A 23,271-nucleotide genomic window follows, 5' to 3' on the forward strand; every position below is an offset into this window, starting at 1 on the left:
CTGGGTGGGCGGCGTAGCACGTGACGGAGGAGGGCGCGTGTCGGAGGCGGGGGGATGAATTCCTGTGAGCACGTACGCTTGTGGTGTGCGTTCTCGTCCGACTTTGCAGTGGGCTCCTGGGCCTGAGGTTTTGGCGTTGGGGCCGGGGGCTGCCGATGTTGGGGCGGTTGCCGAGGTGGTGGCTGGTGGGGGTGTTGTCGTACTGAGTGGGGCTGGGATTTCGACCGAGTCGGGGATTCCGGACTACCGGGGTGAGACGGGGACTTTGCGGACGCATACGCCGATGACGTTCGGCGACTTTGCGACGAGTGAGACGGGACGGCAGCGGTACTGGGCGCGTAGTCACCTCGGCTGGCGGACGATTGCTCGGGCCGATCCGAACGACGGGCACCGGGCGGTTGCGGCGCTGCAAGCGCGTGGCTACCTCGACGGGCTGATCACGCAGAACGTCGACGGCCTGCACCAAGCTGCTGGCGCCCGCGACGTCATCGAGCTGCACGGGAATCTCGATCGGATCATCTGCCTCGACTGCGGTACGACGTCCGCCCGCGAAGCTCACGATCGTCGTCTACGCGCGGCCAACCCCGACTTCGAAGGCGAAGCGACGCGGATCAACCCGGACGGCGACGTCGAGCTGCCCGAGGACATCGTCCGCAGCTTCACTGTCGTCGACTGCACCAACTGTGGCGGCCGGCTCAAGCCCGATGTGGTGTTCTTCGGTGAGAACGTGCCGAAGCCGCGCGTCGAGCGCTGCTACAACCTGATCGACCACGCGAACGCCGTGCTCGTCCTGGGCTCATCTCTCACGGTGATGTCCGGCTTCCGCTTCGTCCGTCACGCGGCCAAGTCCGGTACGCCGGTCCTGATCATCAACCAGGGCATCACCCGCGGCGACCCGTACGCCACCTACCGGGTCAACCTCCCGCTCGGCGAAGCGCTCACAACCCTCGCCAACCAGCTGTAAAAGCCGAACCAGCTGTCAAAGCCGAACCACAACCAGCCGTAAAACACCGCCGGGCCGAACCACGCGTGAGGTGGTTCGGCCCGGGGTCCGTCGTACGGACTGGAAAGGGTCAGCGTTGCGCGCTGGTCCGTAGACGGTCCACGGAGGCCTTGACGGCCTGGGGTGACGCGGCGGCTTGCCGCGACAAGGTGCGAGCCTGAGCGGCCCACGAGGATTGTTCGGCCGCGGTGACCACGGCAGGTGCGCCGGCCAGCGTCTTGACGGTCAGGGACGCGACGCCGGCCTGACCTTCGAAGCGTGGGTGATAGCTGAGCGCCCGGAGCAGATTGATGTCCTTGCCCTGGATCCACGCCTGACCGTCCGGTGCGCACGCGTCGTGTCCGGTGGACGGGCCGAAGGTGTCGACGTACGTCGCTCCGTTCGCCGCCGCGGCCGTGGCGACGGCCGAGTTCAGCGCCTGCTCGATCGAGTAGAGGTAGCTGTAGTCGCCGTCCGCGAACGGAAGGATCGACGGGCAGGTGCCGTGCTCCGGCGCGATCTTCGGGTATCCGATCAGCAGGATCGTTGCCTTCGGCGACCGTTGTTTGATGCCTTGGACAACAGTCGCGATCCGCGCCTGCGTCTGGGTGATCCGCGCGGCCAATGTGTCCACACCGCCGACCGTGAAGTGCGCCCGGCACGGTGACCCGGTCGGATCCGAGGCCCGCAGCCCCGGACAGGTGCCGACGATGTCGCCGAACACGCCGAAGTCGTTCCCGCCGATCCCGAGCGTGACCAGATCCGTGTCCGGTGTCAGCGCGTCGAACTGCGGCGCGGCCGTCCCGAGCGGCGTGGTCTGCGGTTGCGTCATGTTCGTGGTGTCGGCGCCGCCGCAGCTGACGTCGGTGAAGCGCCAGATGTGCAGCGCCGCCGCGACCATCTTCGGATAGTTGCTGTACGAGCGCACGCACCCGAGCGACAGCAGATCCGGCAAGGGCACCAGCGGCGCGGACGTGTAGGAGTCCCCGAGCGCCACATAATGCCTGAAACTGTGCTCGATACCAGGCGAAGCCGACGCCTGAGCCACCGGCAGCGAACCGACCAGAACGAACGACGCACAGGTGGCGATCAGCCGACGTACCTTCACAAGACCTCCCCAAGGCTTGGCATGCGGGCCCCACCCTAGGTTGAGTTACCGCTCGATCACAAGGGGTGATCGTGGACCTGGTGCAGGGAAATTCGGACGGACATGGAATCCTGCTGTCATGCGTGTCTGGCACGGTTTGGACCAGGTCAGCCCGGAATTCGGGCCGACGGTCGTCACCATCGGCAACTTCGACGGCGTACACCGGGGGCACCAGGAGGTGCTCGCGCACGCCAAGGCGCTGGCAGCCGAGCTGGGTGGCCTCCCGGTGGTCGCGCTCACCTTCGACCCGCACCCGATGCGGGTGCTGCGGCCGGATCACGCGCCGCAGATGCTCAGTGAGCCCGAGGAGCGGGCCGAGCTGCTGACCAGGTACGGCGCCGACGCCGTGCTGATTCTCCCGTTCACCAAAGAGGTGTCCAGCTGGCCGCCGGACGAGTTCATCGACCGCGTGCTGGTACGAACGTTGCACGCCAAAGCGATCGTGGTCGGCGAGAACTTCCGCTTCGGCCACAAGGCGGCCGGGCACGTGGACACGCTCATCGCGGCCGGGGCCGAGGCCGGGTTCCAGGTCGAGGGGCTGAGCCTGGCGGGAGACGAGCAGCCGTGGTCGTCGACGTACATCCGGGAGCGGATCGCCGAGGGTGACGTCGAGGCCGCCGCCGCGGCGCTCGGCCGGCCGCTGCGGGTCACGGGCGTCGTCGTGGAGGGCGACAAGCGCGGTCGTGAGCTCGGCTATCCGACCGCGAACATCCCCGCCGACCCGACGGCCGCGATCCCGCTCGACGGCGTGTACGCGGGCTGGTTGACGGTCCTCGAGGGTGCGCCGTCGTACGACGAACCGCTCCCGGCAGCGATCAGCGTCGGCAGCAACCCCACCTTCGACGGCATGGACCGGCGGGTGGAGTCGTACGTGCTCGACCGGGACGACCTCGAGCTGTACGGCGCCCGCGTCGCGGTCGATTTCGTCGCCCGCCTGCGCGGTACCCAGATCCGCTTCGACACCATCGACGAGCTCCTCGTCCAGATGAAAGCCGATGTCGACCAAGCCCGCCGAGTCCTTACCCAGAATTAGGGTGACGCGTCCACGGACTGATACTCTGGCTGCTGCCGTCTGAACGGCCGCGGACAGAGAGTGCTCGGGTGAAGAAGCCCCGGTGCGCCGCGCAACGGAAATCGAGAGGATCCCTGTGTCATCTGTTGATGCCGCAACGAAGAAGCAAATCATGGGTGAGTACGCCCTGACCGAGGGCGACACCGGGTCTCCCGAGGTCCAGGTCGCGCTGCTGACGCACCGCATCACGCACCTCACCGAGCACCTGAAGGAGCACAAGCACGACCACCACAGCCGTCGTGGTCTGCTGCTGCTCGTCGGCCAGCGCCGCCGGCTGCTGAACTACCTGGCGAAGAAGGACATCAACCGCTACCGGTCCTTGATCGAGCGGCTCGGCCTTCGCCGATGACGTCGTGAGGAGCGGCCCCCGAGCTCGGGTGGCCGCTCCTCGCGTATCCGCGTCCAATACCAAGCACGGATGCGGATTCACAACTGAATACAGTAAGACGTACGAGGCGACGCGAAGCGCGTGGCGGGAGGACGACCGGTCCTCGGTAGTGGCTTTCGGGTGCAGCAGCACAGACACCCGCGGGCCTCGATCGAAGACCGGCACCCCGGAAGCTCGCGCCTCGCAGTCGTCACACTGTGAGAGAGGGGTATCCCGTGTCGGGATCCACAAACGCGCCCATGGAGGGCGCAGAGTTCGCTGAAGCCGTGATCGACAACGGCAGTTTCGGTACCCGCACCATTCGCTTCGAGTCGGGCCGTCTGGCCCAGCAGGCCGCCGGTTCGGCCGCCGCCTACCTCGACGGCGACACGATGGTGCTCTCGGCCACCACGGCCAGCAAGAAGCCCAAGGACCAGTTCGACTTCTTCCCGTTGACGGTGGACGTCGAGGAGCGGATGTACGCCGCGGGCCGCATCCCGGGCTCGTTCTTCCGCCGGGAGGGCCGTCCTTCCGAGGAGGCCATCCTGACCTGCCGGCTGATCGACCGCCCGCTGCGGCCGTCGTTCGTCTCCGGCCTGCGCAACGAGATCCAGGTCGTCATCACCGTCCTGGCCCTCAACCCGGACACCCTGTACGACGTGCTCGCGATCAACGCGGCGTCGATGTCCACCCAGATCGCCGGGCTGCCGTTCTCGGGCCCGATCGGCGCCACCCGCGTCGCCCTGATCGGCACCCAGTGGGTCGCGTTCCCGACCCACACCGAGCTCGAGGACGCGGTCTTCGACATGGTGGTCGCCGGTCGCGTGACCGAGACCGGTGACGTCGCGATCATGATGGTCGAGGCCGAGTCCACCCCGGGCACGTTCGAGGCCGTTGCCGCCGGCAAGCAGGCGCCGACCGAGGAGATCGTGGCCGAGGGCCTCGAGGCCTCCAAGGCGTTCATCAAGACGCTGGTCGACGCGCAGTCCGAGCTGGCCGCCAAGGTTTCCAAGCCGACCGGCGAGTTCCCGGTCTTCCCGGACTACCAGGACGACGCGTTCGCCGCGGTCGAGGCCGCTGCGACCGACGAGCTCAGCCAGGCGCTGACGATCGCCGGCAAGCACGAGCGCGAGGACGCCACCGACGCCGTCAAGGCGGCCGTGGTGGACAAGCTCGCCGCCGACTTCGAGGGCCGCGAGAAGGAGCTGTCCGCAGCCTTCCGCTCGCTGACCAAGAAGCTCGTCCGCCAGCGCGTGCTCACCGAGAAGGTCCGCATCGACGGCCGCGGGCTGGCCGACATCCGGCCGCTCAAGGCGCAGGTGCGGGTGCTCCCGCGCGTGCACGGTTCGGCGCTGTTCGAGCGCGGCGAGACCCAGATCCTGGGTGTCACCACGCTGAACATGCTCCGGATGGAGCAGCAGCTGGACACGCTCTCCCCGGAGACGCGCAAGCGCTACATGCACAACTACAACTTCCCGCCGTACTCGACCGGTGAGACCGGCCGGGTGGGTTCGCCGAAGCGTCGCGAGATCGGTCACGGCGCGCTGGCCGAGCGAGCCCTGGTGCCCGTGTTGCCGTCCCGCGAGGACTTCCCGTACGCGCTGCGTCAGGTGTCCGAGGCGCTCGGCTCGAACGGTTCGACCTCGATGGGTTCGGTCTGCGCCTCGACGCTGTCGCTGCTGTCGGCCGGTGTGCCGCTGAAGGCGCCGGTCGCCGGGATCGCGATGGGCCTGATCTCCGGTGAGATCGACGGCGAGACGCAGTACGTCGCGCTGACCGACATCCTCGGCGCCGAGGACGCGTTCGGCGACATGGACTTCAAGGTCGCCGGTACGAAGGACTTCGTCACCGCGCTGCAGCTGGACACCAAGCTGGACGGTATCCCCGCCAGCGTCCTCGGCAGTGCGCTGAAGCAGGCCAAGGACGCTCGCCTGACGATCCTGGACGTGATGGCCAAGGCCATCGACGCGCCGGGTGAGATGAGCGAGTTCGCACCGCGGGTCATCTCGGTGAAGGTCCCGGTCGACAAGATCGGCGAGGTCATCGGCCCGAAGGGCAAGATGATCAACCAGATCACCGAGGACACCGGCGCCGACATCTCGATCGAGGACGACGGCACCGTCTACATCGGCGCGACCGACGGTCCGTCGGCCGAGGCGGCGCGGGCCGCGATCAACGCGATCGCGAACCCGACCATGCCGGAGAAGGGTGAGCGCTACCTGGGTACGGTCGTGAAGACGACCAACTTCGGTGCGTTCATCAGCCTGCTGCCGGGCAAGGACGGCCTGCTGCACATCAGCAAGCTGCGTCCGCTGGCCGGTGGCAAGCGGGTCGAGGCCGTCGAGGACGTGCTCTCGGTCGGCCAGAAGCTCCAGGTCGAGATCGCCGAGATCGACGACCGCGGCAAGCTGTCGCTCATCCCGGTGATCGAGGGTGAGGACAACAAGTCCGACGAGAAGGCGGCTGACTCCGCCGAGTGAGCAGAGCAATCACCAGCACTCTCCTGAGCCCGGAGGCGGGCGGTCCAGTCAAACGGACCGTTCTGCCCTCCGGGCTCCGGATTGTGTCCCAGTCCGTGCCGGGCTTCCGCTCGGTCACCTTCGGCGTGTGGGTCGGCGTCGGTTCCCGCGACGAGCCGGAGCAGTTGGCCGGTGCGACGCATTTCCTCGAACACCTGCTGTTCAAGGGCACCGAACGCCGTGACGCGCTGGAGATCTCCGCCGAGATCGACGCCGTCGGTGGCGAGATGAACGCGTTCACCGGCAAGGAGTACACCTGCTACTACGCGCGGGTGCTCGACTCCGACCTGCCGCTCGCGGTCGACGTCATCTGCGACATGATCACCTCGGCCACGCTGACGAGCGCCGACGTCGAGAGTGAGCGCGACGTCATCGACGAAGAGATCGCGATGCACGCCGACGAGACGTCGGACCACATCCACGACCTGTTCGCCGAGCAGTTGTGGGGCAAGTCCCCGCTCGGCCGCTCCATCACCGGTACGCCGGAAACCCTCGCCGGACTGTCCCGCCAGCAGGTCGTGGGGTGGTACCGGCGGCGCTACAAGCCGTCCAACATCGTCGTCTCGGTCGCCGGTAACGTCGACCACGCCGACGTGGTCCGCCTGGTCCGCAAGGCGTTCGAGCGCCACTGGGTGACCGCCGAGGCCGAGCCTGCGCCAGTACGACGGGGAGCCGGCAAGCCGATCCCGACGTACGGCGGAGTGCGCGTCCACCACCGTGATGTCGAGCAGGCGCACCTCGTCCTGGGGTTGCCCGGCCTGATCCGCAGCGACCCGAGGCGGTACGCGGCCGGCGTCCTCAACGGCATCGTCGGCGGCGGCATGTCGTCGCGCCTGTTCCAAGAGGTCCGGGAGAAGCGCGGCCTGGCCTACTCGGTCTTCACCTTCGGTTCCGCGTACGCCGACGCCGGCATGGTCGGCGTGTACGCCGGGTGCCTGCCGAAGAAGGCCACCGAGGTCCTCGGCGTGGTCCGCGCCGAGCTGGAATCAATTGCCTCCGGCACCATCACCCCCGACGAACTCCTCCGCGGCAAGGGCCAGATGCGCGGCTCGCTCGTGATGGGCCTGGAAGACACCGGCACCAAGATGACCCGGATCGCCAAGGCCGAGCTCGTCTACGGCGAGCTGCCCACGGTCGACGACATCCTCCACCACATCGACTCCGTCACCCTCGACGACGTCACCAGCCTGGCCGCCGACCTGTACGCCGGCACCCCCGCGCTGACCGTGATGGGCCCGTACGACGAGGACACGACCGCCTTCAATCTGTAGAATCCCGATCAACGTCACCACGTGATCTGCCCCTGGATCCCTTGCTGAGTGGACAGTGGAGTCCACTCGAGGGATGGCACGCATTTGACGGCCGACGGATACCGCGCTGACTTCGCAGCGCGGCTCCGGCCTGTCTTGTGCGAAAGAGGATCACTGTGTTCGTTCCCCTTCGGGATGCGCTGTCCACTGCCCGCGAATCCTTGACCGATGCGGCTCGGGTCACTCCGGGCCGGCTCACGCTGTGCTCGGTGCTTGTCCTGCTGCAGGCCGTCCTGCCTGGCCTGCAGGTCGTGCTGCTTCAGCAGTTGATCGACAGTTTCGCCTGGGGTCCCTTGCTCGGGCTGACCGTGGTGGTCGGGGCGATGTATCCGCTCACCCAGGTCTCGAATGCCGGCGGCCAGCGGATGATGCTGCGGCTTCGGCTGCACTATCGTGTCGAGCTCGCCGAGGCCGCGGCCCGCCTGAGTCCGAGCCGGCTCGCGGATCCCGAGGTGGTCACCGAACTGGAGGCCAGCCAGGCGGCGACCGATCCGCTCAGCAACGTGGCCTCACGGCCGGTGCAGGTGCTGGGCGCAGGTGTGACCTCGGCCGTCTTGTGCGCTGCGATCTGGTCGATCAACCCGTTCTCCGGAGTATTGGTACTGGCGGCACTCGTGCCAACAGTCGGCGTGTTCACGCTGATCTCCCGGATGGAGGCGACGGGCTGGCCCCAGGTCGCGACGCACGAACGGCGTGCGTCGTACGCGACCGAGCAGTTGATCCAGCAACGCTCGGGCACCGAGCTTGCCGTCCTCGGCTCCGGCGCCAAGGTGGCCACGGTGGTCGCGGATCGCCGCGCGGAAGCGACCCGCGTCCTGGACGGGATGATCGGTACGGCGATGACCCTCGAGCTGGCCGCGGCACTCGCGACCGCCGTGCTCTTGGGCGGTGCCTTGATCGCGCTCGTCACCGGCGGGGCAAGCGGGGGAGCGGCGGCCGCTGCAGTCGCCGGCACGATCTCCGGGCTGAACGCGATCCGGCACTGCGGGTACGCGTTCGGCACCATCGTCATGGCGGCTCCGCAGAGTGCGATCTATCGCCGGTTCATCCGGAGTGTGCCACGGACGGTGCCGCAGACCGTCGTACCGGTGGTCGAGTCTGTTGCCTTGGACAACGTTCGCTTCAGCTATCCGGGAGCGGGCGAGCCGGCGTTGCGGGACGCGTGTCTCACGGCTCGGCGAGGTGAGCTGGTCGCCCTCGTCGGCGTGAACGGCGCCGGGAAGTCGACCGCGGTCAATCTGCTCGTCGGTGGGCTGAGCCCCGATTGCGGCCGCGTGCTCATCGACGGGCGCGATGCGGCCGAGCTGAGTGAGGCCGAGCGGCTCGGCCACTTCGGCCTGCTGGTACAGGAGTTCGGCCGGTTCGAGTTCACTCTCCGCGAGGCCGTCGCACTCGGCTCGCCGGCCGCGATCTCGGATGCCGCGGTCCGGGCGGCGTTGGCGGGCAGCTTTGCCGCGGACCTGCCGCTGGACACCCAGCTCGGTCAGCAGTGGGGCGGTCGCGGCATCTCTGGTGGCCAATGGCAACGACTCGCCCTGGCCAGGATCCGGCTGCGCGACGCCGGCGTCTGGATCCTCGACGAACCCACCTCGGCCATCGACGCCGAGGCGGAACGGGAGATCTTCGCCGAGCTCCGGCGGACGAAAGCCGAACGGATCACCATCGTGGTCTCGCACCGGGCCTGGACCCTGCGCGAGATGGACCGCATCTACGTCATCGACGCCGGCTCGGTCGTCCAGACCGGGACGTACTCGGAGTTGATGGCTCGACCGGACGGGCGGTTCGCCCGGCTTTTCGCCGTACAGCAGGAGTGAGCAGGGTTTTCGCGACCTGGTCGAGGCAGGGCAGGAAGGCTTCGACCGCGGCCGTTCTCGTGCCTCCTCGCCAGGTTGCGGCGTGGACGGTCCGGACTGGAGTGTCGGCGGCGCGGAGTGGTACCAGCGTGATGCCTGCGCGGGTGGCCGTCGCGGTCAGTTGCGGGACGAGCGCGATCCCCAGCCCGGCCGCCACGAACCCGAGCTTGGCGGTCCACTCCCGGACCGCGAAGTCGATCCGCGGCCGGAAGCCGGCTCGTAGTCCCGTCTCTTGCAGCGTCGCGGCGCTGTCCGGGAACCCCTCGACCCAGGTCTCCTCGGCCAGCTCCACCAGCCGCAACGTCCGGCGGTCAGCGAGCCGGTGACCGCTCGGCAGCGCGACGAGCAGGGCGTCGTTCATCAGGTGGTGCAGCTCGAGTTGGCTGGTGTCGAGCGGCTGCTCCGGATAGGCGCTCACCACCGCGACGTCGATCTCGCCGGCCCGCAGCCGGTCGACGTGTGTGCTGCTGTTGCCCTCGACCAGCGACAGCTCCACCTGCGGGTGAGCGGTCCGGAAGGCGGCGACCGCCTGCGGGACGAGAGTCGCGTCCGCGCTCTCGAACGCACCGATCCGGAGCCGCCCGGCGTCGAGCGTCCGCAGCGCATCGAGCGATCGGCGGGCCAGCTCGACCCGCTCCAGCACCGCCTCGGCGTGCACGAGCAGATTCCGACCCGCCTCGGTCGGACGGACCCCACGAGGCAGCCGGTCGAACAACCGCGCACCCATCTCCTTCTCCAACGCGGTGAGCTGTCGCGACAGCGTCGGCTGGGTGTAGCCGAGTGCCTCGGCCGCCGCGGTCAGCGAGCCGCGGAGCGCGACCTCACGGAAGACCCTCAGCCACTCCAGGTGCACTGCGCCTCCTATGCAGATACCGTATGTCAGAGCACCGATCTTTTCATTGGTCGTATGGCGTGGCCACTCCTACGGTTGATCCCGTGCCTCTCACCTTTGGTCTGTACGGTCTGTTCCGCGGCCGCGGCGTCGAGCCGGAAACCCTGGTCCGGCGAGCTCTCCTGGCCGAGGCGGCCGGGTTCGAATCGCTCTGGGTCGGCGACCATCTCGCCCTGCCTGCCGACGAGGGCGGCGATCAGCCGCGCCTCGAGGTCATCGTTGCCCTCAGCCACCTGGCCGCGGTGACGCGACGCATCCGGCTCGGCCTCGGCGTGATCGTCCTGCCGCAACGTCAACCCGTCCTGCTCGCCAAGCAACTGACCACGCTCGATGTCCTGTCCAAGGGCCGTCTCACCGTCGGCCTCGGGGTCGGGTACGTCGAGGGCGAGCTGCGCGCCCTGGGTGCGACGTTGGCCGATCGCGGCGCCCGCACCGATGAGTACCTGGCCGCCCTGCGGACCCTCTGGACCGAACCCGTCGCCTCCTTCAGCGGACGCCAAGTCTCGTTCGACCGCGTCTCCCAACTGCCGCTGCCGGTCCAGCGCCCACACCCGCCGATCGTCATCGGCGGGCACTCCGATGCTGCCCTTCGTCGTACCGTCGCGACCGCACAGGGCTGGTACGGCGTCTACCTCGACGTCCCCGGGACCGCCAAGCTCCTGGCCCGACTCCGCACGCTCGAAGCCGGCCGGCCGGACGGCCTCGGCCCGCTGGAGATCACCATCACCCCGCCGGGCGCGGTCGACGCTCAGACCGCCAAGGAGTACGTCGCTCTCGGCGTCGACCGGCTGGTGCTTCAGCCAACAACCTCGGACGGCTCCGACCTCGAGGAGGTCGTCCGGTCAGCGGCGCGCGAGCTGATCGGCAAGGTCTGACCCTGCCTGGCCCAGCACGGCGGGAATGAGCATGCCGGCCGCAGCGAAGATGATTGCTACTAGCAACCAACCCGCCGGACCCAGGGGGATGGCGACCGTGGTCAGGAGGACGGGGCCGATCAGGTCGCCGATGCCTCGGCCCATGGCGTGCGCGCCTTGGTATTGGCCGACCAGGCCTGGTGGGGCGAGGGCGTAGCTGGCGCCCCAGCCGCTGGCGGACTCCAGGATCTCGCCGCCGACGTGGGCCAGGGCAGCAAGGACCAGCAGGGTGATGGTGACGGCGGTTGAGGTCAGCGACGTAATGGACAGGACGGCGCAGGACAGACAGAGCAGGAGCCCGGCGCGTCGACCGGCTCTCGCAGCGCCGCCGAGGGAGTCGGTGCCGCGGGTGAGCCGGAGCTGGAAGAGGATGACGGCCGACGTGTTCACGATGATCAGCACGGAGACCATCCAGTGCGGTACGTTGGTACGAGTCGCGATCCACACCGGCACGGCGAGGTTCAGCATCATGTTGTGGATGTTCAGGACGCCGTTCAGGCCCATGAACAGCACAAATGGCCGATCCCGCAGGACTGCCCACGACACGGTCTCGCCGGCTTTTACCGCTGGGACCCGGGGCAGCCGGAAGACCAGGGTGCCGGTGATCAGCAGCATGGCCGCGGTCGTCAGCAACGCGACCCGGTAGGCGGTCGGCGAGCCGATGGCCAGCGCGATCCCGCCCAGACCTGCGCCGGCTGCGACGCCGATGTTGGCTGCCACCCGGACCTTCGCTCGCAACTCCAGCCGCTCCTCCGGTGGGACAACGGCGTGAATCAGCGCACCTTGTGAGCTTCGCCCGCCGAGATCCGCGATCGCCAGTCCGAGCACGGCGACGACGTACGTCGGAATGCCGGAGACGAACACCAACCCCACGACCGACAGCGTCTCCAGCAGGAACATCGCGGCGAACATCTCGCGCGCCCCGAGCCGGTCGGCGAGGTGACCGAGCCAGATGCTGCCGGCCACGGCGACCGCCGTCGTCGCAGTCAACGCCAGGCCGACGGACCGCAGGTTCAACCCGACGACCTGGGTGACGAACAGGGCGGAAACGGTGGTGGCCAGTCCGGACCCGATCCGGCTCACGACGGCGATCAGCAGCAAGGTCAGATGTCTCACGTGCTCCGACGCTACGGCGATCTTGTCCCACGATCATGGTCCAAACCGCAGCTAGAATCCTGGTCCATGACGGACCTGCACCTGATCGTCGACCGGTCTCGCGGCGTCCGGGCCGGGCTGGAGCGCGCGCTGCGGGACGCGATCCGCGAGCTGCCGCCGGGCACGCGGCTGCCCTCCTCGCGCGCCCTCGCGACCGACCTCGGCGTCGCTCGCAACACCGTTGCCGAGGCCTACAGCCAGCTGGTCCAGGAGGGCTACCTGACCGGTGACCGCGGCGCGGGCACCCGGACGGCCGAGACCACCCAACTGGCCGTCGGGCGCGCGCACGCGACGCCAGTGGCGCCGATCCGGCACGACCTGCGGCCCGGTCGCCCCGATGTCTCCACCTTCCCGGTCGCCGCCTTGAGCGCCGCCGCGCGGCAGGTCCTGAACACCCGTCCGCACGAGGCGCTTCAGTACGACGACGCCCGCGGCCCGGCGTACGCACGAGAAGTGCTGGCCGGCTACCTCCAACGCGTTCGCGGTGTACAGGCGGAGCCGGATCAAATCATTCTGTGCACCGGCGTCCGGCAGGCCATCGGATTGTTCACCCAGACGATCGCCCGCCTCGGGATGAAGTCCTTCGCGTACGAGCGTCCCGGTCAACCGGCGATCCCCGAGCAGGTGGCGCGCGCCGGTCTCGAGCTGCGCCCGATCCCGGTGGACGCGTACGGCGCCGTGGTCAGCGAGCTCGGGGACGCCGGTGGAGTGCTGCTCTACCCGGCCAGTCAGTTCCCGATGGGCGTTCCGCTGGCGCCGAAGCGCCGTACCGAGGTGCTCGCCTGGGCGCGAGCGCGGGGTGCGGTCGTTCTCGACGACGACTACGACGGCGAGTTCCGGTACGACGGGCAGCCGATCGGCGCGCTGCAGGGTCTCGCGCCGGACGTGGTCGCCTACGCCGGGTCAGCGAGCAAGACGCTCGCGCCGGGTCTGCGTCTCGGGTGGTTGGTGCTCCCGCCGCACCTGGTTGACGCCGTGATCGACGAGAAGACCTGGAGCGACCGGCACAGCGACTCACTCAGCCAGATGACGCTGGCGGCGCTGATCGAGTCCGGTGCGTATGACCGGTATGTGCGGGCGTCGCGGTTGCGGTACCGGCGCCGACGGGACGAGCTGATTCATGCCCTCGGCAACTATCGGGTCCAGGGCACCGCAGCCGGGCTGCAGTTGGTGGTCGACCTGCCCGGCCAGGACGAGAACGTCGTACTCGACCGCCTTGCCGCGCAGGGCGTGACGACGTTCGGCCTGTCCCATTTCGGCGCCGGGCTGCCACCGGCGCTGGTCATCGGCTACGGCGCGCCGCCACAGCACGCATGGGCCCGAACACTCAGCGCATTCATTGAAGCGTTGCAGTCGGCAACCTATTGAGCACTTGTGCGCACAGGCCAAATTGCCATGACATCTGATGACTCTGCCACCTGGACCCTTTACAGCCACCGAGTACCGCGAGTCAACGCGTCGGTCATCTGAGGTCTTGGCAAAGTAACGCTCACGTTACACGCCGCTGCTTTGTGGCTGACAACGTTGACATGCGCAGTTTCGACCAGCCAACATGGCACCCAGATCCGCCCGCCTAGCGGCCCTCCCGCCGAGGAAGTTGGTTCGACCGTGCGACGTCTGTCTGGGGTAGTGGGGGTGGCACTCGGTCTTGCGCTGGTGCTCGCCTCGTGTGGCGACGGGAAGTCCAGTGGTGGCTCCGGAGGTGGTGGTGCGAAGAGCGAGGTCATCGCGATCGCCGCGGACCCGCTGGAGTACATCAACCCGCTGAACGACAACGGGACCGTCGGGATCGGGATCGCGATGGCGGTCTTCGCCCCACTCGTCACCACCGACCCGAACACCGGCAAGCTGCAGAACGTGCTGGCCGACTCGGTCACCCCGGACAAGACCAGCCAGACCTGGACGATCAAGCTCAAGCCCGGCAACACGTTCCAGAACGGCCAGCCGCTGACCGCGAAGGACTACGTGGACAGCTGGAACATGACCGCCGAGGGCTCGAACGCCTGGAAGAACAACGGCTTCTTCTCCAAGGTCAAGGGATACGACGAACTCAACCCGCCGACCGCGGAGGGCGCCACCCCGAAGCCGACCGCGGTGAAGACCCTGAGCGGCCTGAAGCTGATCGACAACCTGACCTTCTCGGTCACCTTGAAGGTCCCGTTCTCGCAGTTCGGTCTGACCCTGCAGTACCTCGGTCTGGCCCCGCTGCCGGAGGAGGTCCGGAAGAACCCGGACGCCTACAAGCGCAAGCCGATCGGCAACGGCCCCTACAAGCTGGCCGCCGACTGGAACGCCGGTGACGACCTCAAGCTGGCCAAGTGGGACGGCTACAAGGCGGGCCCGGCGCCGGAGGCCGACTCGATCACCTACCGGTTCATTCCGAACGCGGACACCGCGTACAACGAGTTCCTGGCCGGCAACGTCGACTTCACCGAGGTCCCGGCGACCAAGGTGAAGAACTTCAAGACCGACGCCCCGGACGGCTGGGTGACCAGCGTCCCGTCCGGCGCCAACTACCTGACCATCCCGGACTGGGACCCGCGCTTCAAGAACCCGAAGCTGCGGCACGCGTTCTCGATGGCGATCGACCGGAAGGCCTTCTCCGCCCTGGTCGGCCTGTCCGAGCCGGAGACGGCGCTCGTCTCGCCGGACATGGACGGCTACCGCGCGGACGCCTGCAAGTACTGCACGTTCGACGCGGACAAGGCCAAGCAGTTGCTGCAGGAGGCAGGCGGCTTCCCCGGCACGCTAAACATCAACTACAACACCACCTCGGCGACCGGGCAGATCTTCGCCGAGGCGATCGGCAACATGCTCCGGCAGAACCTGGGCCTGACCGTCAAGTACACCGGTAAGCAGGGCTCGGAGATCACCGACCTGGCCGACAGCCACAAGCTCGACGGCCTGCGGTTCAGCGGCTGGGGCCACGACTACCCCTCGATCGAGGACTACCTGACGCCGATGTTCAAGTCCAACGGTGACGCGAACTTCTCCGGCTACGCCAACCCCACGCTGGACGCCATCCTGGCCAAGGGTGACGCCGAGCCGGACCCGGAGAAGGCGATCGCGCTCTACCAGCAGGCCGAGGACATCGCGCTCGAGGACATGCCGCTGATCCCGCTGTACACCAAGTCGACCGCCTACCTGCACTCGGCCAAGATCGAGCCGAGGGTGTCCAAGTACGTCGGCGTCTCGGCGCTCTGGGCCACCTTCAAGTAAGGCACCGGCAAGTGATTCGGTTCGTCCTGCGCCGCATCCTGGCGGCCGTCCCGATCGGCCTGATCGTCACGCTGGGGGTCTTCGCGCTCGTCTTCGCGATGCCCGGAGACCCCATCCGTGAGCTGGCCGGTGACAAGCCGATCTCGGCGGCGGTGCTGGCGGCCAAGCGCGCCCAGTTCCACCTCGACGATCCCTTCATCGTCCAGTACCTGCTGAGTATGAAGGACATCATCACGGGCAACTTCGGTACAACGTTCGCCGGTGCCGACATCGCCGACCAGCTCCGCCTGCGGATCCCGGTCACCCTGAAGCTGGCGACGATGAGCCTGGTCTTCCAGTGGATCGCCGGCCTCCTGTTCGGGCTGTACGCCGGGTTCCGCCGCAACGGGGTCGTGGACAGGATGTTGCTGCTGGCAACGTTGGTCGTCCTCGCGGTTCCCGGCCTGGTGCTGTACTTCACCGGTCAGTACCTCTTCGGTGTCGAGCTGAAGTGGCTGCCGGTCTCCGGAGTCCGCGACGGCTGGCCGCTGGCGTATCTGCTGCCTGCGCTCTGCATCGGCATCACCGGGTTCGCCGGCCTGGCCCGGTTGACGCGGACGTCGATCGTCGACACCGCCGGCGCGGACTTCGTCAAGACGGCCCGGGCCAAAGGGCTGGGGGAGCAGCGCATCCTCTGGCGGCACATCCTGCCGAACGCATTGCTGCCGGTGGTGACGTTGATGGGGATCGACTTCGCCGGCATCTTCGCCGGTGCGGTGCTGGCGGAGAGCATCTTCAACCTGCCGGGGCTCGGCCAGTTCATGTTCCAGGCGATCAAGCTGAAGGAGGGTGGCGTCGTGGTGCTGCTGTCCACGCTGGCGTTCCTGATGTTCATCCTGATCAACCTGATCGTCGACGTCGTGTACGGCGCGATCGATCCGAGGGTGCGCAATGTCTGATACCCAGCAGGTCTTCGGGGTCGAGGCACAGGACCTCGAAGGCGGGACGCTCTCCAATCGCGAACTGTTGCGGGCGTTGCTGCGCAAGCCGCAGTTCGACATCTGCCTGCTGCTGGTCCTGGTCTTCTTTTTGATGGCCGCGGTGCCGCGACTGTTCACGTCGACCGATCCACGGTTCTGCGAGCTGGCCAAGAGCCAGCAGGGGAGTGCACCCGGGCATCCGTTCGGCTTCGACATCCAGGGCTGCGACTACCTTGCGAACGTCATCTACGGCGCCCGCCCGTCGGTGCTGGTCAGCCTGGTCGCGGGCTTCGGCGGCTTCCTCGTCGCCGGTCTCCTCGGCCTGCTGGCCGGGTACTTCCCCGGCATGGTCGACACCGTGATCTCGCGCGTCGCCGACGTCCTGTTCGCTTTGCCCGGCCTGATCGCGCTGATCGTGATCCTGAACTCGGTGCCGAACCGGAGCATCTGGATCATCGTCGCGATCATCCTGGTCACCGGATGGCCGCAGGGGATGCGGATCATGCGGTCCACGGTCTTCTCGGTCCGCAACCGCGAGTACGTGCTGGCCGCACGGTCGATCGGCGTACCGCCGCTGCGGATCCTGCGCAAACACGTCTTCCCGAACGCGATGGCGCCGCTGCTCGCGATGACGACGCTGGGCATCGGTGGCCTGATCGGTCTGGAGGCCGCGCTGACGTTCCTCGGGGTCGGTCTGCAACCGCCGTCGATCTCCTGGGGTTCGCAGTTCGGCGTGGCCGCGTCGTTGCGGGACACCCCTCACCTGTTCGTCTGGCCGGCGCTGTTCATCTCGACGATGACGATCTCGTTCATGATCATCGGCGACTCGATCCGCGACGCCCTCGACCCAAAGTTGCTCCGATGAGTAGTGGCGAAGTACTGCTGAAGGTAAACGACCTGACGGTCGAGTTCGACACGCCGCGGGGGTCGGTGCGGGCGGTCGACAGCGTGTCCTGGCAGGTGCATGCGGGCGAGACGCTCGCGATCCTGGGGGAGTCCGGCTCCGGGAAGAGCGTGTCGACGCAGGCGCTGACCGGGATCCTCGAGATGCCGCCGGGCCGGATCGTCTCGGGTACGGCGGAGTACCGCGGCGCGGACCTGATCGGGATGACCGTGAACGAACGCCGCAAGATCGTCGGCGACCGGATCACGATGGTCTTCCAGGACTCGTTGTCCGCGCTCAACCCGGTCCAGTCGGTCGGTACGCAGATCGCCGAGTGCTATCGCGTGCATCGCGGTCTGTCCAAGAAGGACGCGCTCAAGCGAGCCGCCGAGATGCTGGACCAGGTCCGGATTCCGGCTGCGGCGAAGCGGGTCGGCGACTATCCGCACGAGTTCTCCGGCGGCATGCGGCAGCGCGTGATGCTGGCGATGGCGCTCGCGCTCGATCCCGACGTACTGATCGCCGACGAGCCGACCACCGCCCTGGACGTCACTGTGCAGGCGCAGATCCTCGAGCTGATCGCGGACCTGCAGGCCGAGCGGGACATGGGCGTCGTCCTGATCACCCACGACCTCGGCGTGGTCTCGGACGTCGCGGACAACGTCGTCGTGATGTACGCCGGCCACGTGGTCGAGCGCGCGTCCACCGCGGAAGCCCTGGAGCACCCCGTTCACCCTTATACCGAAGGGCTGCTGGGCTCGATGCCGTCGGCGGACCTCAAGGGTCAGGAGCTCCCGACGATCCCCGGTACACCGCCGTCCTTGCGAGCGATCCCGTCGGGGTGCGCGTTCCGGACCCGGTGCCCGATCGCGATCGACGACTGTGCGAGCGAGGTGCCGCCGTTGCTGACCGTCGCGCCAGGGCGGGATGCCGCGTGCATCCGGCGTACGACACTGGCGACAAGAGAGGCGGTGTGATGGCCGACGAGTTGCTGGTGGCAACGAATCTGGTGAAGCACTACGACATCAGTCCGGCGCTGAACTTCGGCTCGAAGACACTCGTCCGCGCGGTCGACGGCGTCGATCTGACGCTGCGCAAGGGCGAATCGCTCGGCATCGTCGGCGAGTCCGGCTGCGGGAAGTCCACACTGGTCCGGCTGCTCGCCGCCCTGGAGAAGCCGACGTCGGGAGAGGTCCGGTACGACGGTGTGGACGTCGCCAAGCTCAAGGGACGTGCGCTCCGGCAATGGCGGCGGAATGTGCAGGTCGTGTTCCAGGACCCGTACTCCAGCCTGAATCCGCGGATGCGCGTCGGCGAGATTGTCGCCGAACCACTCGAGGTCCACCCGGATGTCTCGAAGGGGATGGACATCCGGGCGAGAGTCCGCGAGCTGCTCGAGCTGGTCGGGTTGCGCGCCGAGGACGAGACGAAGTTCCCGCACCAGTTTTCCGGCGGGCAGCGGCAGCGGATCGGGATCGCGCGGGCGATCGCGCTGAACCCCGACGTCCTGCTCTGCGACGAGCCGGTCTCCGCGCTCGACCTCTCGGTCCAGGCGCAGGTCGTGAACCTGCTGATGCGGCTGCAGCGCGAGCTCGGCCTGAGCATCATCTTCGTCGCCCACGACCTGTCCGTGGTCCGGCACGTCTCCGACCGGGTGGCGGTGATGTACCTCGGTCGAGTCGCCGAGCTGGGCGAGCACCAGCATGTGTACGACGTCCCCGCGCACCCGTACACACAGGCTCTCCTGTCCGCCGAGCCCGGTCTGTCCCGGCAGGGCCGGAAGCGGATCGTACTGGCCGGCGACCCGCCATCACCGGTGATGCCGCCCTCCGGCTGCCGATTCCACACCCGGTGCCTCCGGGCGGAATCCCGGTGCAGCAAAGAGGAACCGCAACTGCGGGAGATCCCGTCCGGGCAGACGGTCTCCTGCCACTTCGCCGAGGACGCGCAGACGGCGTACACACCGGCCTGAGGTAGCTCCTCGACCGGATGAGATCCTGGACCCTCGAAGTCCGAACCGGAGAGGGTGCGCATGATCAAGGTCGGTGTGCTGGGGGCCAAAGGCAAGATGGGCGCTCAGACGTGCCTCGCAGTCGAGGAGGCTGACGACCTCGAGCTGGTCGCGCGCCTCGACCAGGGCGACGAGCTGGACCAGCTGACCGATGCCGGTGCCCAGGTGGTCGTGGACTTCACCCGCCCAGAGGTCGTGATGGACAACCTGGCCTGGTGCATCGGGCACGGCATCCACGCGGTGGTCGGCACCACGGGCTTCGACGAGTCGCGCCTCGCCACGCTGCGTTCACAGCTGGATGCCAGCCCGGGGACAGGGGTACTGATCGCGCCGAACTTCTCGATCGGCGCCGTCCTGATGATGCAGTTCGCGGCCAAGGCAGCGCCGTACTACGAGTCCGTCGAGATCGTCGAGCTGCATCACCCGGACAAGGTCGACGCTCCGTCCGGGACAGCACGTCGTACGGCGGAACTGATCGCGGCCGCTCGCCGTGAGGCCAACGCCGGGCCGATCCCGGACGCGACCACCACGGCGCTCGACGGCGCGCGGGGAGCGGATGTGGACGGGATCCGGGTGCACGGGGTCCGGTTGCGCGGACTGGTCGCGCACCAGGAGGTCCTGCTCGGTGACGAGGGCGAGACGCTCACGATCCGGCATGACTCGATGGCGCGGACGTCGTTCATGGCAGGCGTCCTGCTCGGCGTCCGGCGCATCGTCGACACGCCCGGACTGACCGTCGGCCTAGAGCACTTCCTGGACCTCGACTGACATGAGGGCCAAGAGTGCGGCGATCCTGATCGCGGTGGTCTTCGTCGCGTACGCCGTACTCCTCGGCTGGCGCGGGGTCCTGCTGATCGGCACCGGCGATCCGGTCGCGATCGGGCTCGGGATCGCGGTGCTGGTGATCCCCTTCCTCGGCGCGTACCTGGTCTGGCGCGAGCTGCAGTTCGGCCGGCAGACGGAGGTCCTGGCCCGCGAACTGGAGGCTGCGGGCGGCCTGCCGGTCGATGATCTGCCGCGCCGCCCGTCCGGCCGGATCGATCGGGCCGCGGCAGATGCTGCCTTTGTTAAGTATCAGGAGGAGGCCGAAGCTGCTCCGGATGATTGGCGGGTGTGGTTCCGGCTGTCCACGGCGTACGACGCGGCGGGCGACCGCAAGCGCGCGCGTGCGTCGATGCGGACCGCGATCGCACACCACCAGAGGGTGAGCTGATTCGCTGTGAGTTTCCTGGCAGTTGCCTGTGAGTGTGGGGGAACCACACCGCGGTAACTGACAACCTGGTGCGGAAGGGGATAGTTTCTCAGCAAGGCTATGTGGCAGCCGCCACATAGAGGTCGGAGACTGGGTGGAGCCGTCCTGTGCCATCAGACGGGTCTCGCCGCGGCTCGGACGACGTGCAGGGGGTTGGGTTCGGCGGCTTGTTGCGTCAGCACCGGCGAGAAGCCGGGTTGTCGCAAGAGGGGCTCGCGGAACTGGCCGGCTTGAGTGTCGACGCGATCGCGGCGTTGGAGCGGGGACGTCGGCGTGCGCCTCGCGCACACACCGTGCGCTTGCTGGCGGACGCCCTCCGGCTGACCGATCCGGACCGATCGCAGCTCACCGTGGCCGCGCGCCGCGAGTCCGAGAGCAGCCGCCCGCCGATGCGGCAGCCACCCGCCCCGCCGAACCAGCTCATCGGCCGAACGACCGAGCTCACCGCCGCGAAACGCCTGCTTGGGCAACGCATTACCCGGCTGTTGACGCTGACCGGACCGGGTGGTGTCGGTAAGACCCGCCTGACCATGGCTGCGGCCAGTGAACTCGCGGAGAGCTTCCAGGACGGCGTTTGCTGGGTGCCACTGGCGTCGTTGAACGATTCCGCGGCTGTGCTTCCGGCCGTGGCGGCCTCTACCGGCCTGCATTTGCTCGAAAGCACCAGGCTGGTCGAGGAGATCGCCGAACAGATCGGCCGCAGCCACATGCTGCTCGTCGTCGACAACTGCTCGCATCTGGTCACGACCGTCGGGCAGATCTGCACTGCCCTGCTGGAGTATTGCCCGAACCTTTCGATCCTGGCGTCCAGCCGCGAGTTGCTGCGAGTGCCGGGGGAGAGCGTGTACGTCGTACCCGCGTTGGCGCTGCCGCATGACGAGGACCAGCTGGAGTCCTCGGCGGCGGTCCGGTTGTTCGTCGAACGGGCGACCGCGCGCGGCTACGACCCGACCGGGCAGATCGACCAGGTGGCCCGAGTGGTCCGGCGGCTGGAGGGCATGCCGCTGGCGATCGAGCTGGCGGCGGCCCGGACGAACGTGATGACCATCGAGGAGTTGGCGTCCGAGCTGGAGACGTCGTTCGGCATTCTGACCGGTGGCTCGCGGACAGTGTCGCCACGACAGCAATCCATGTACGGCGCTATCGAGTGGAGCCATGACCTGCTCACACCCGCCGAGCGGGATGTGTTCGCGCGGTTGTCGGTGTTCGTGGGTGGCTGGACGCTGAATGCGGCCGCGACGGTCATGTCGGGCCACGCTTCACCCGGACCGATGGATCGGGCCGAGGCACTCGACCTCACTGGGCGACTGGTGGACAAGTCGCTGATCCGGGTGATCCGGCGGCGCGGAGTGGCTCGGTACTACATGCTCGCGGTGATCGGTGAGTTTGCGGCGGACCGTCTGTTGGCTGCGGGCAAGACCGAAGAGGCGGCCAACCGGCACGCGCAGTACTACACCAGCCTGGTGGAGGAGGCCGAACGCGAGCTACGCGGGCCGAATCAGGCCGAGTGGCTCGAGCGGCTGGACGGCGAGCTGGACAACCTGCGGGCCGCGATGGCGTGGGCGCTGCAGACCGGATCGGTCACGGATGCACTGCGGTTGTCCGGCGGGCTGTGGCTGTTCTGCTATCTGCGCGGGCACTACGCCGAGGGCAGCAAGTGGCTGGAGCGCTCATTGGCTCTGGCAGACACCGGACCGGAGCTTTCGGACCTCGAGCCCTACTGCGCAAAGGCGAATCTGGGCGCCGGGATGCTGGCCTTCCTGCAATGCGAGTACGACGCCGCGACTATCCGGCTCGAGCTCGCACTGACGCAGTACAAGGACCTTGGCGACACCGCCGGTACGGCGATGGTCCTGCAGCGACTCGGGGGAGTCGCACGGGAGCGCGGAGATTACGAGGCCGCGGAAGACCTGCACTGCGAGAGCTACGACCTGTACGAGAGCCTGGGCGACCGCGGGGGGATGGCGTGGGCGCACAACCACCTCGGGTTCGTGGCCTGGCTGCGCGGTGATCTGGAGGTGGGTGCGCGGCGGTGCCGGCGTGCCCGGGACAGCTTCCGGATCGTCGGCGACGGCGAAGGGCTGGCCTGGTCGCTGATCAGCCTGGGCGCGATCGCGCAGTACGACGGTGAGCTGGTCGAAGCCGAGGACCTTCTGCAGGAGAGTCTCGCGTTGTCTCAGCGGCTCGGATACCGCGAAGGTGTCGCCTGGTCGCTGAACCAGTTGGGCATCGTCGAACGACGTCGCGGGCTGACGGAACGCGCCGTACACCTGCTGGACGAGAGCCTGGCCGAGCATCGCGATCTGGGCGACCGGTGGCGGTCTGCCAGTGTGCTCGAGGAGTTGGCAGCGGTTGCCCAGCAACGCGAGCGGAGCGAGTACGCCGCGTTCCTGCTCGGTGCCGCGGACGGTGTCCGGGAGGTCATCGGCGCGCCGGTGCCGGTGATCGAGCAGCCGGACTATCAAGCCACGCGGACCGCGGTCGAGGCCTCGCTCGAGCGGCGCGCCTTCCGGACGGCGTGGTCGGCCGGACGGGCCGCACCACTCGCCGCAGTCGCCGACGGCTACCCACCCCCGGCCCGCAACAACTCCAACCACACCCCCGACCGCCTCTGACCCATTTGCCTGGCTGACCCACCAATTTCCCTGGTTGACCCATCAAATCGGGGGTTCCGGACCCAGGTCCCGGGTCACAAACCCCTGACTTGCCGGGTGGACCAGGCAAATTGATGGGTGG

At 68.1% G+C, this 23,271-nt stretch carries 19 protein-coding genes; 16 read left to right on the forward strand and 3 right to left on the reverse strand.

Features of this window, described 5'->3' with window-relative positions; translation table 11 throughout:
• Nucleotides 1-85: 85 nt before the first annotated feature.
• Nucleotides 86-964 (forward strand): NAD-dependent protein deacetylase, encoded by an 879-nt coding sequence (locus ACWF4Z_RS11020; RefSeq protein WP_452242809.1) that lies wholly within the window; start codon nucleotides 86-88, stop codon nucleotides 962-964.
• 109 nt (nucleotides 965-1,073) lie between these two features.
• On the opposite strand, the gene ACWF4Z_RS11025 is transcribed toward ACWF4Z_RS11020, so the two are convergent.
• Complete coding sequence (locus ACWF4Z_RS11025; RefSeq protein WP_452242810.1) at nucleotides 1,074-2,090, reverse strand: SGNH/GDSL hydrolase family protein; 1,017 nt, start codon at nucleotides 2,088-2,090, stop codon at nucleotides 1,074-1,076.
• 118 nt (nucleotides 2,091-2,208) lie between these two features.
• Here ACWF4Z_RS11025 and ACWF4Z_RS11030 point away from each other — a divergent pair, with 118 nt between their 5' ends.
• From ACWF4Z_RS11030 to ACWF4Z_RS11050, 5 genes are all read left to right on the forward strand, one after another.
• Nucleotides 2,209-3,162, forward strand: coding sequence for a bifunctional riboflavin kinase/FAD synthetase (locus ACWF4Z_RS11030; protein ID WP_452242811.1), 954 nt, complete (start codon nucleotides 2,209-2,211; stop codon nucleotides 3,160-3,162).
• A gap of 115 nt (nucleotides 3,163-3,277) precedes the next feature.
• Nucleotides 3,278-3,550, forward strand: coding sequence for a 30S ribosomal protein S15 (gene rpsO / locus ACWF4Z_RS11035; protein WP_452242812.1), 273 nt, complete (start codon nucleotides 3,278-3,280; stop codon nucleotides 3,548-3,550).
• A 278-nt stretch (nucleotides 3,551-3,828) separates the two neighbouring features.
• Nucleotides 3,829-6,048, forward strand: coding sequence for a polyribonucleotide nucleotidyltransferase (locus tag ACWF4Z_RS11040; protein ID WP_452242813.1), 2,220 nt, complete (start codon nucleotides 3,829-3,831; stop codon nucleotides 6,046-6,048).
• Complete coding sequence (locus tag ACWF4Z_RS11045) at nucleotides 6,045-7,358, forward strand: M16 family metallopeptidase (protein WP_452242814.1); 1,314 nt, start codon at nucleotides 6,045-6,047, stop codon at nucleotides 7,356-7,358. The genes ACWF4Z_RS11040 and ACWF4Z_RS11045 overlap by 4 nt, the downstream gene beginning before the upstream one ends.
• Before the next feature lie 155 nt (nucleotides 7,359-7,513).
• Nucleotides 7,514-9,211 carry an ATP-binding cassette domain-containing protein gene (locus ACWF4Z_RS11050; protein ID WP_452242815.1) on the forward strand — a complete coding sequence of 566 codons (1,698 nt, stop codon included), beginning with the start codon at nucleotides 7,514-7,516 and terminating at the stop codon, nucleotides 9,209-9,211.
• On the opposite strand, the gene ACWF4Z_RS11055 is transcribed toward ACWF4Z_RS11050, so the two are convergent.
• Nucleotides 9,111-10,103, reverse strand: a complete 993-nt coding sequence (locus ACWF4Z_RS11055) for a LysR family transcriptional regulator (protein ID WP_452242816.1) — start codon at nucleotides 10,101-10,103, stop codon at nucleotides 9,111-9,113. The genes ACWF4Z_RS11050 and ACWF4Z_RS11055 overlap by 101 nt on opposite strands.
• Before the next feature lie 83 nt (nucleotides 10,104-10,186).
• On the opposite strand from ACWF4Z_RS11055, the gene ACWF4Z_RS11060 reads away from it, so the two are divergent.
• On the forward strand, nucleotides 10,187-11,017 hold the full coding sequence (locus tag ACWF4Z_RS11060) for a TIGR03619 family F420-dependent LLM class oxidoreductase (RefSeq protein ID WP_452242817.1): 831 nt from the start codon (nucleotides 10,187-10,189) through the stop codon (nucleotides 11,015-11,017).
• Here ACWF4Z_RS11060 and ACWF4Z_RS11065 read toward each other — a convergent pair.
• On the reverse strand, nucleotides 10,985-12,172 hold the full coding sequence (locus ACWF4Z_RS11065) for an MFS transporter (protein ID WP_452242818.1): 1,188 nt from the start codon (nucleotides 12,170-12,172) through the stop codon (nucleotides 10,985-10,987). The two genes, ACWF4Z_RS11060 and ACWF4Z_RS11065, sit on opposite strands and share 33 nt — an antisense overlap.
• A gap of 66 nt (nucleotides 12,173-12,238) precedes the next feature.
• Here ACWF4Z_RS11065 and pdxR point away from each other — a divergent pair, with 66 nt between their 5' ends.
• The 9 genes from pdxR (at nucleotide 12,239) to ACWF4Z_RS11110 (ending at nucleotide 23,150) form a co-directional block, all read left to right on the forward strand.
• Nucleotides 12,239-13,579: a MocR-like pyridoxine biosynthesis transcription factor PdxR gene (pdxR, locus tag ACWF4Z_RS11070; RefSeq protein ID WP_452242819.1), complete on the forward strand. Its 1,341-nt coding sequence runs from the start codon at nucleotides 12,239-12,241 to the stop codon at nucleotides 13,577-13,579.
• A gap of 267 nt (nucleotides 13,580-13,846) precedes the next feature.
• Nucleotides 13,847-15,430 (forward strand): peptide ABC transporter substrate-binding protein, encoded by a 1,584-nt coding sequence (locus tag ACWF4Z_RS11075; RefSeq protein WP_452242820.1) that lies wholly within the window; start codon nucleotides 13,847-13,849, stop codon nucleotides 15,428-15,430.
• 11 nt (nucleotides 15,431-15,441) lie between these two features.
• On the forward strand, nucleotides 15,442-16,368 hold the full coding sequence (locus tag ACWF4Z_RS11080) for an ABC transporter permease (RefSeq protein WP_452242821.1): 927 nt from the start codon (nucleotides 15,442-15,444) through the stop codon (nucleotides 16,366-16,368).
• Entirely contained in the window at nucleotides 16,361-17,254 is an 894-nt protein-coding gene (locus ACWF4Z_RS11085; protein WP_452242822.1) for an ABC transporter permease, read from the forward strand. Before ACWF4Z_RS11080 ends, ACWF4Z_RS11085 begins: the two co-directional genes overlap by 8 nt.
• Nucleotides 17,251-18,249 carry an ABC transporter ATP-binding protein gene (locus ACWF4Z_RS11090; protein ID WP_452242823.1) on the forward strand — a complete coding sequence of 333 codons (999 nt, stop codon included), beginning with the start codon at nucleotides 17,251-17,253 and terminating at the stop codon, nucleotides 18,247-18,249. Before ACWF4Z_RS11085 ends, ACWF4Z_RS11090 begins: the two co-directional genes overlap by 4 nt.
• A complete protein-coding gene (locus ACWF4Z_RS11095; RefSeq protein WP_452242824.1) occupies nucleotides 18,249-19,244 on the forward strand; it encodes an ABC transporter ATP-binding protein in 996 nt (331 codons plus the stop codon). Before ACWF4Z_RS11090 ends, ACWF4Z_RS11095 begins: the two co-directional genes overlap by 1 nt.
• 60 nt (nucleotides 19,245-19,304) lie before the next feature.
• A complete protein-coding gene (gene dapB / locus ACWF4Z_RS11100; protein WP_452242825.1) occupies nucleotides 19,305-20,051 on the forward strand; it encodes a 4-hydroxy-tetrahydrodipicolinate reductase in 747 nt (248 codons plus the stop codon).
• Between the two features lies 1 nt (nucleotide 20,052).
• Nucleotides 20,053-20,496, forward strand: a complete 444-nt coding sequence (locus ACWF4Z_RS11105) for a hypothetical protein (RefSeq protein WP_452242826.1) — start codon at nucleotides 20,053-20,055, stop codon at nucleotides 20,494-20,496.
• A 146-nt stretch (nucleotides 20,497-20,642) separates the two neighbouring features.
• Nucleotides 20,643-23,150 carry an ATP-binding protein gene (locus tag ACWF4Z_RS11110; RefSeq protein WP_452242827.1) on the forward strand — a complete coding sequence of 836 codons (2,508 nt, stop codon included), beginning with the start codon at nucleotides 20,643-20,645 and terminating at the stop codon, nucleotides 23,148-23,150.
• Nucleotides 23,151-23,271: the final 121 nt, after the last annotated feature.

The sequence above is a fragment of the Kribbella sp. NPDC055071 genome, assembly GCF_053608045.1.

Bases quoted from the DNA above. Each gene is read 5' to 3' on its own strand.
- ACWF4Z_RS11030 (WP_452242811.1), top strand. From the start codon at position 2,209: ATGCGTGTCTGGCACGGTTTGGACCAGGTCAGCCCGGAATTCGGGCCG.
- ACWF4Z_RS11040 (WP_452242813.1), top strand. From the start codon at position 3,829: ATGGAGGGCGCAGAGTTCGCTGAAGCCGTGATCGACAACGGCAGTTTC.
- pdxR (WP_452242819.1), top strand. From the start codon at position 12,239: ATGACGGACCTGCACCTGATCGTCGACCGGTCTCGCGGCGTCCGGGCC.
- ACWF4Z_RS11085 (WP_452242822.1), top strand. From the start codon at position 16,361: ATGTCTGATACCCAGCAGGTCTTCGGGGTCGAGGCACAGGACCTCGAA.
- ACWF4Z_RS11090 (WP_452242823.1), top strand. From the start codon at position 17,251: ATGAGTAGTGGCGAAGTACTGCTGAAGGTAAACGACCTGACGGTCGAG.
- ACWF4Z_RS11095 (WP_452242824.1), top strand. From the start codon at position 18,249: ATGGCCGACGAGTTGCTGGTGGCAACGAATCTGGTGAAGCACTACGAC.
- dapB (WP_452242825.1), top strand. From the start codon at position 19,305: ATGATCAAGGTCGGTGTGCTGGGGGCCAAAGGCAAGATGGGCGCTCAG.
- ACWF4Z_RS11105 (WP_452242826.1), top strand. From the start codon at position 20,053: ATGAGGGCCAAGAGTGCGGCGATCCTGATCGCGGTGGTCTTCGTCGCG.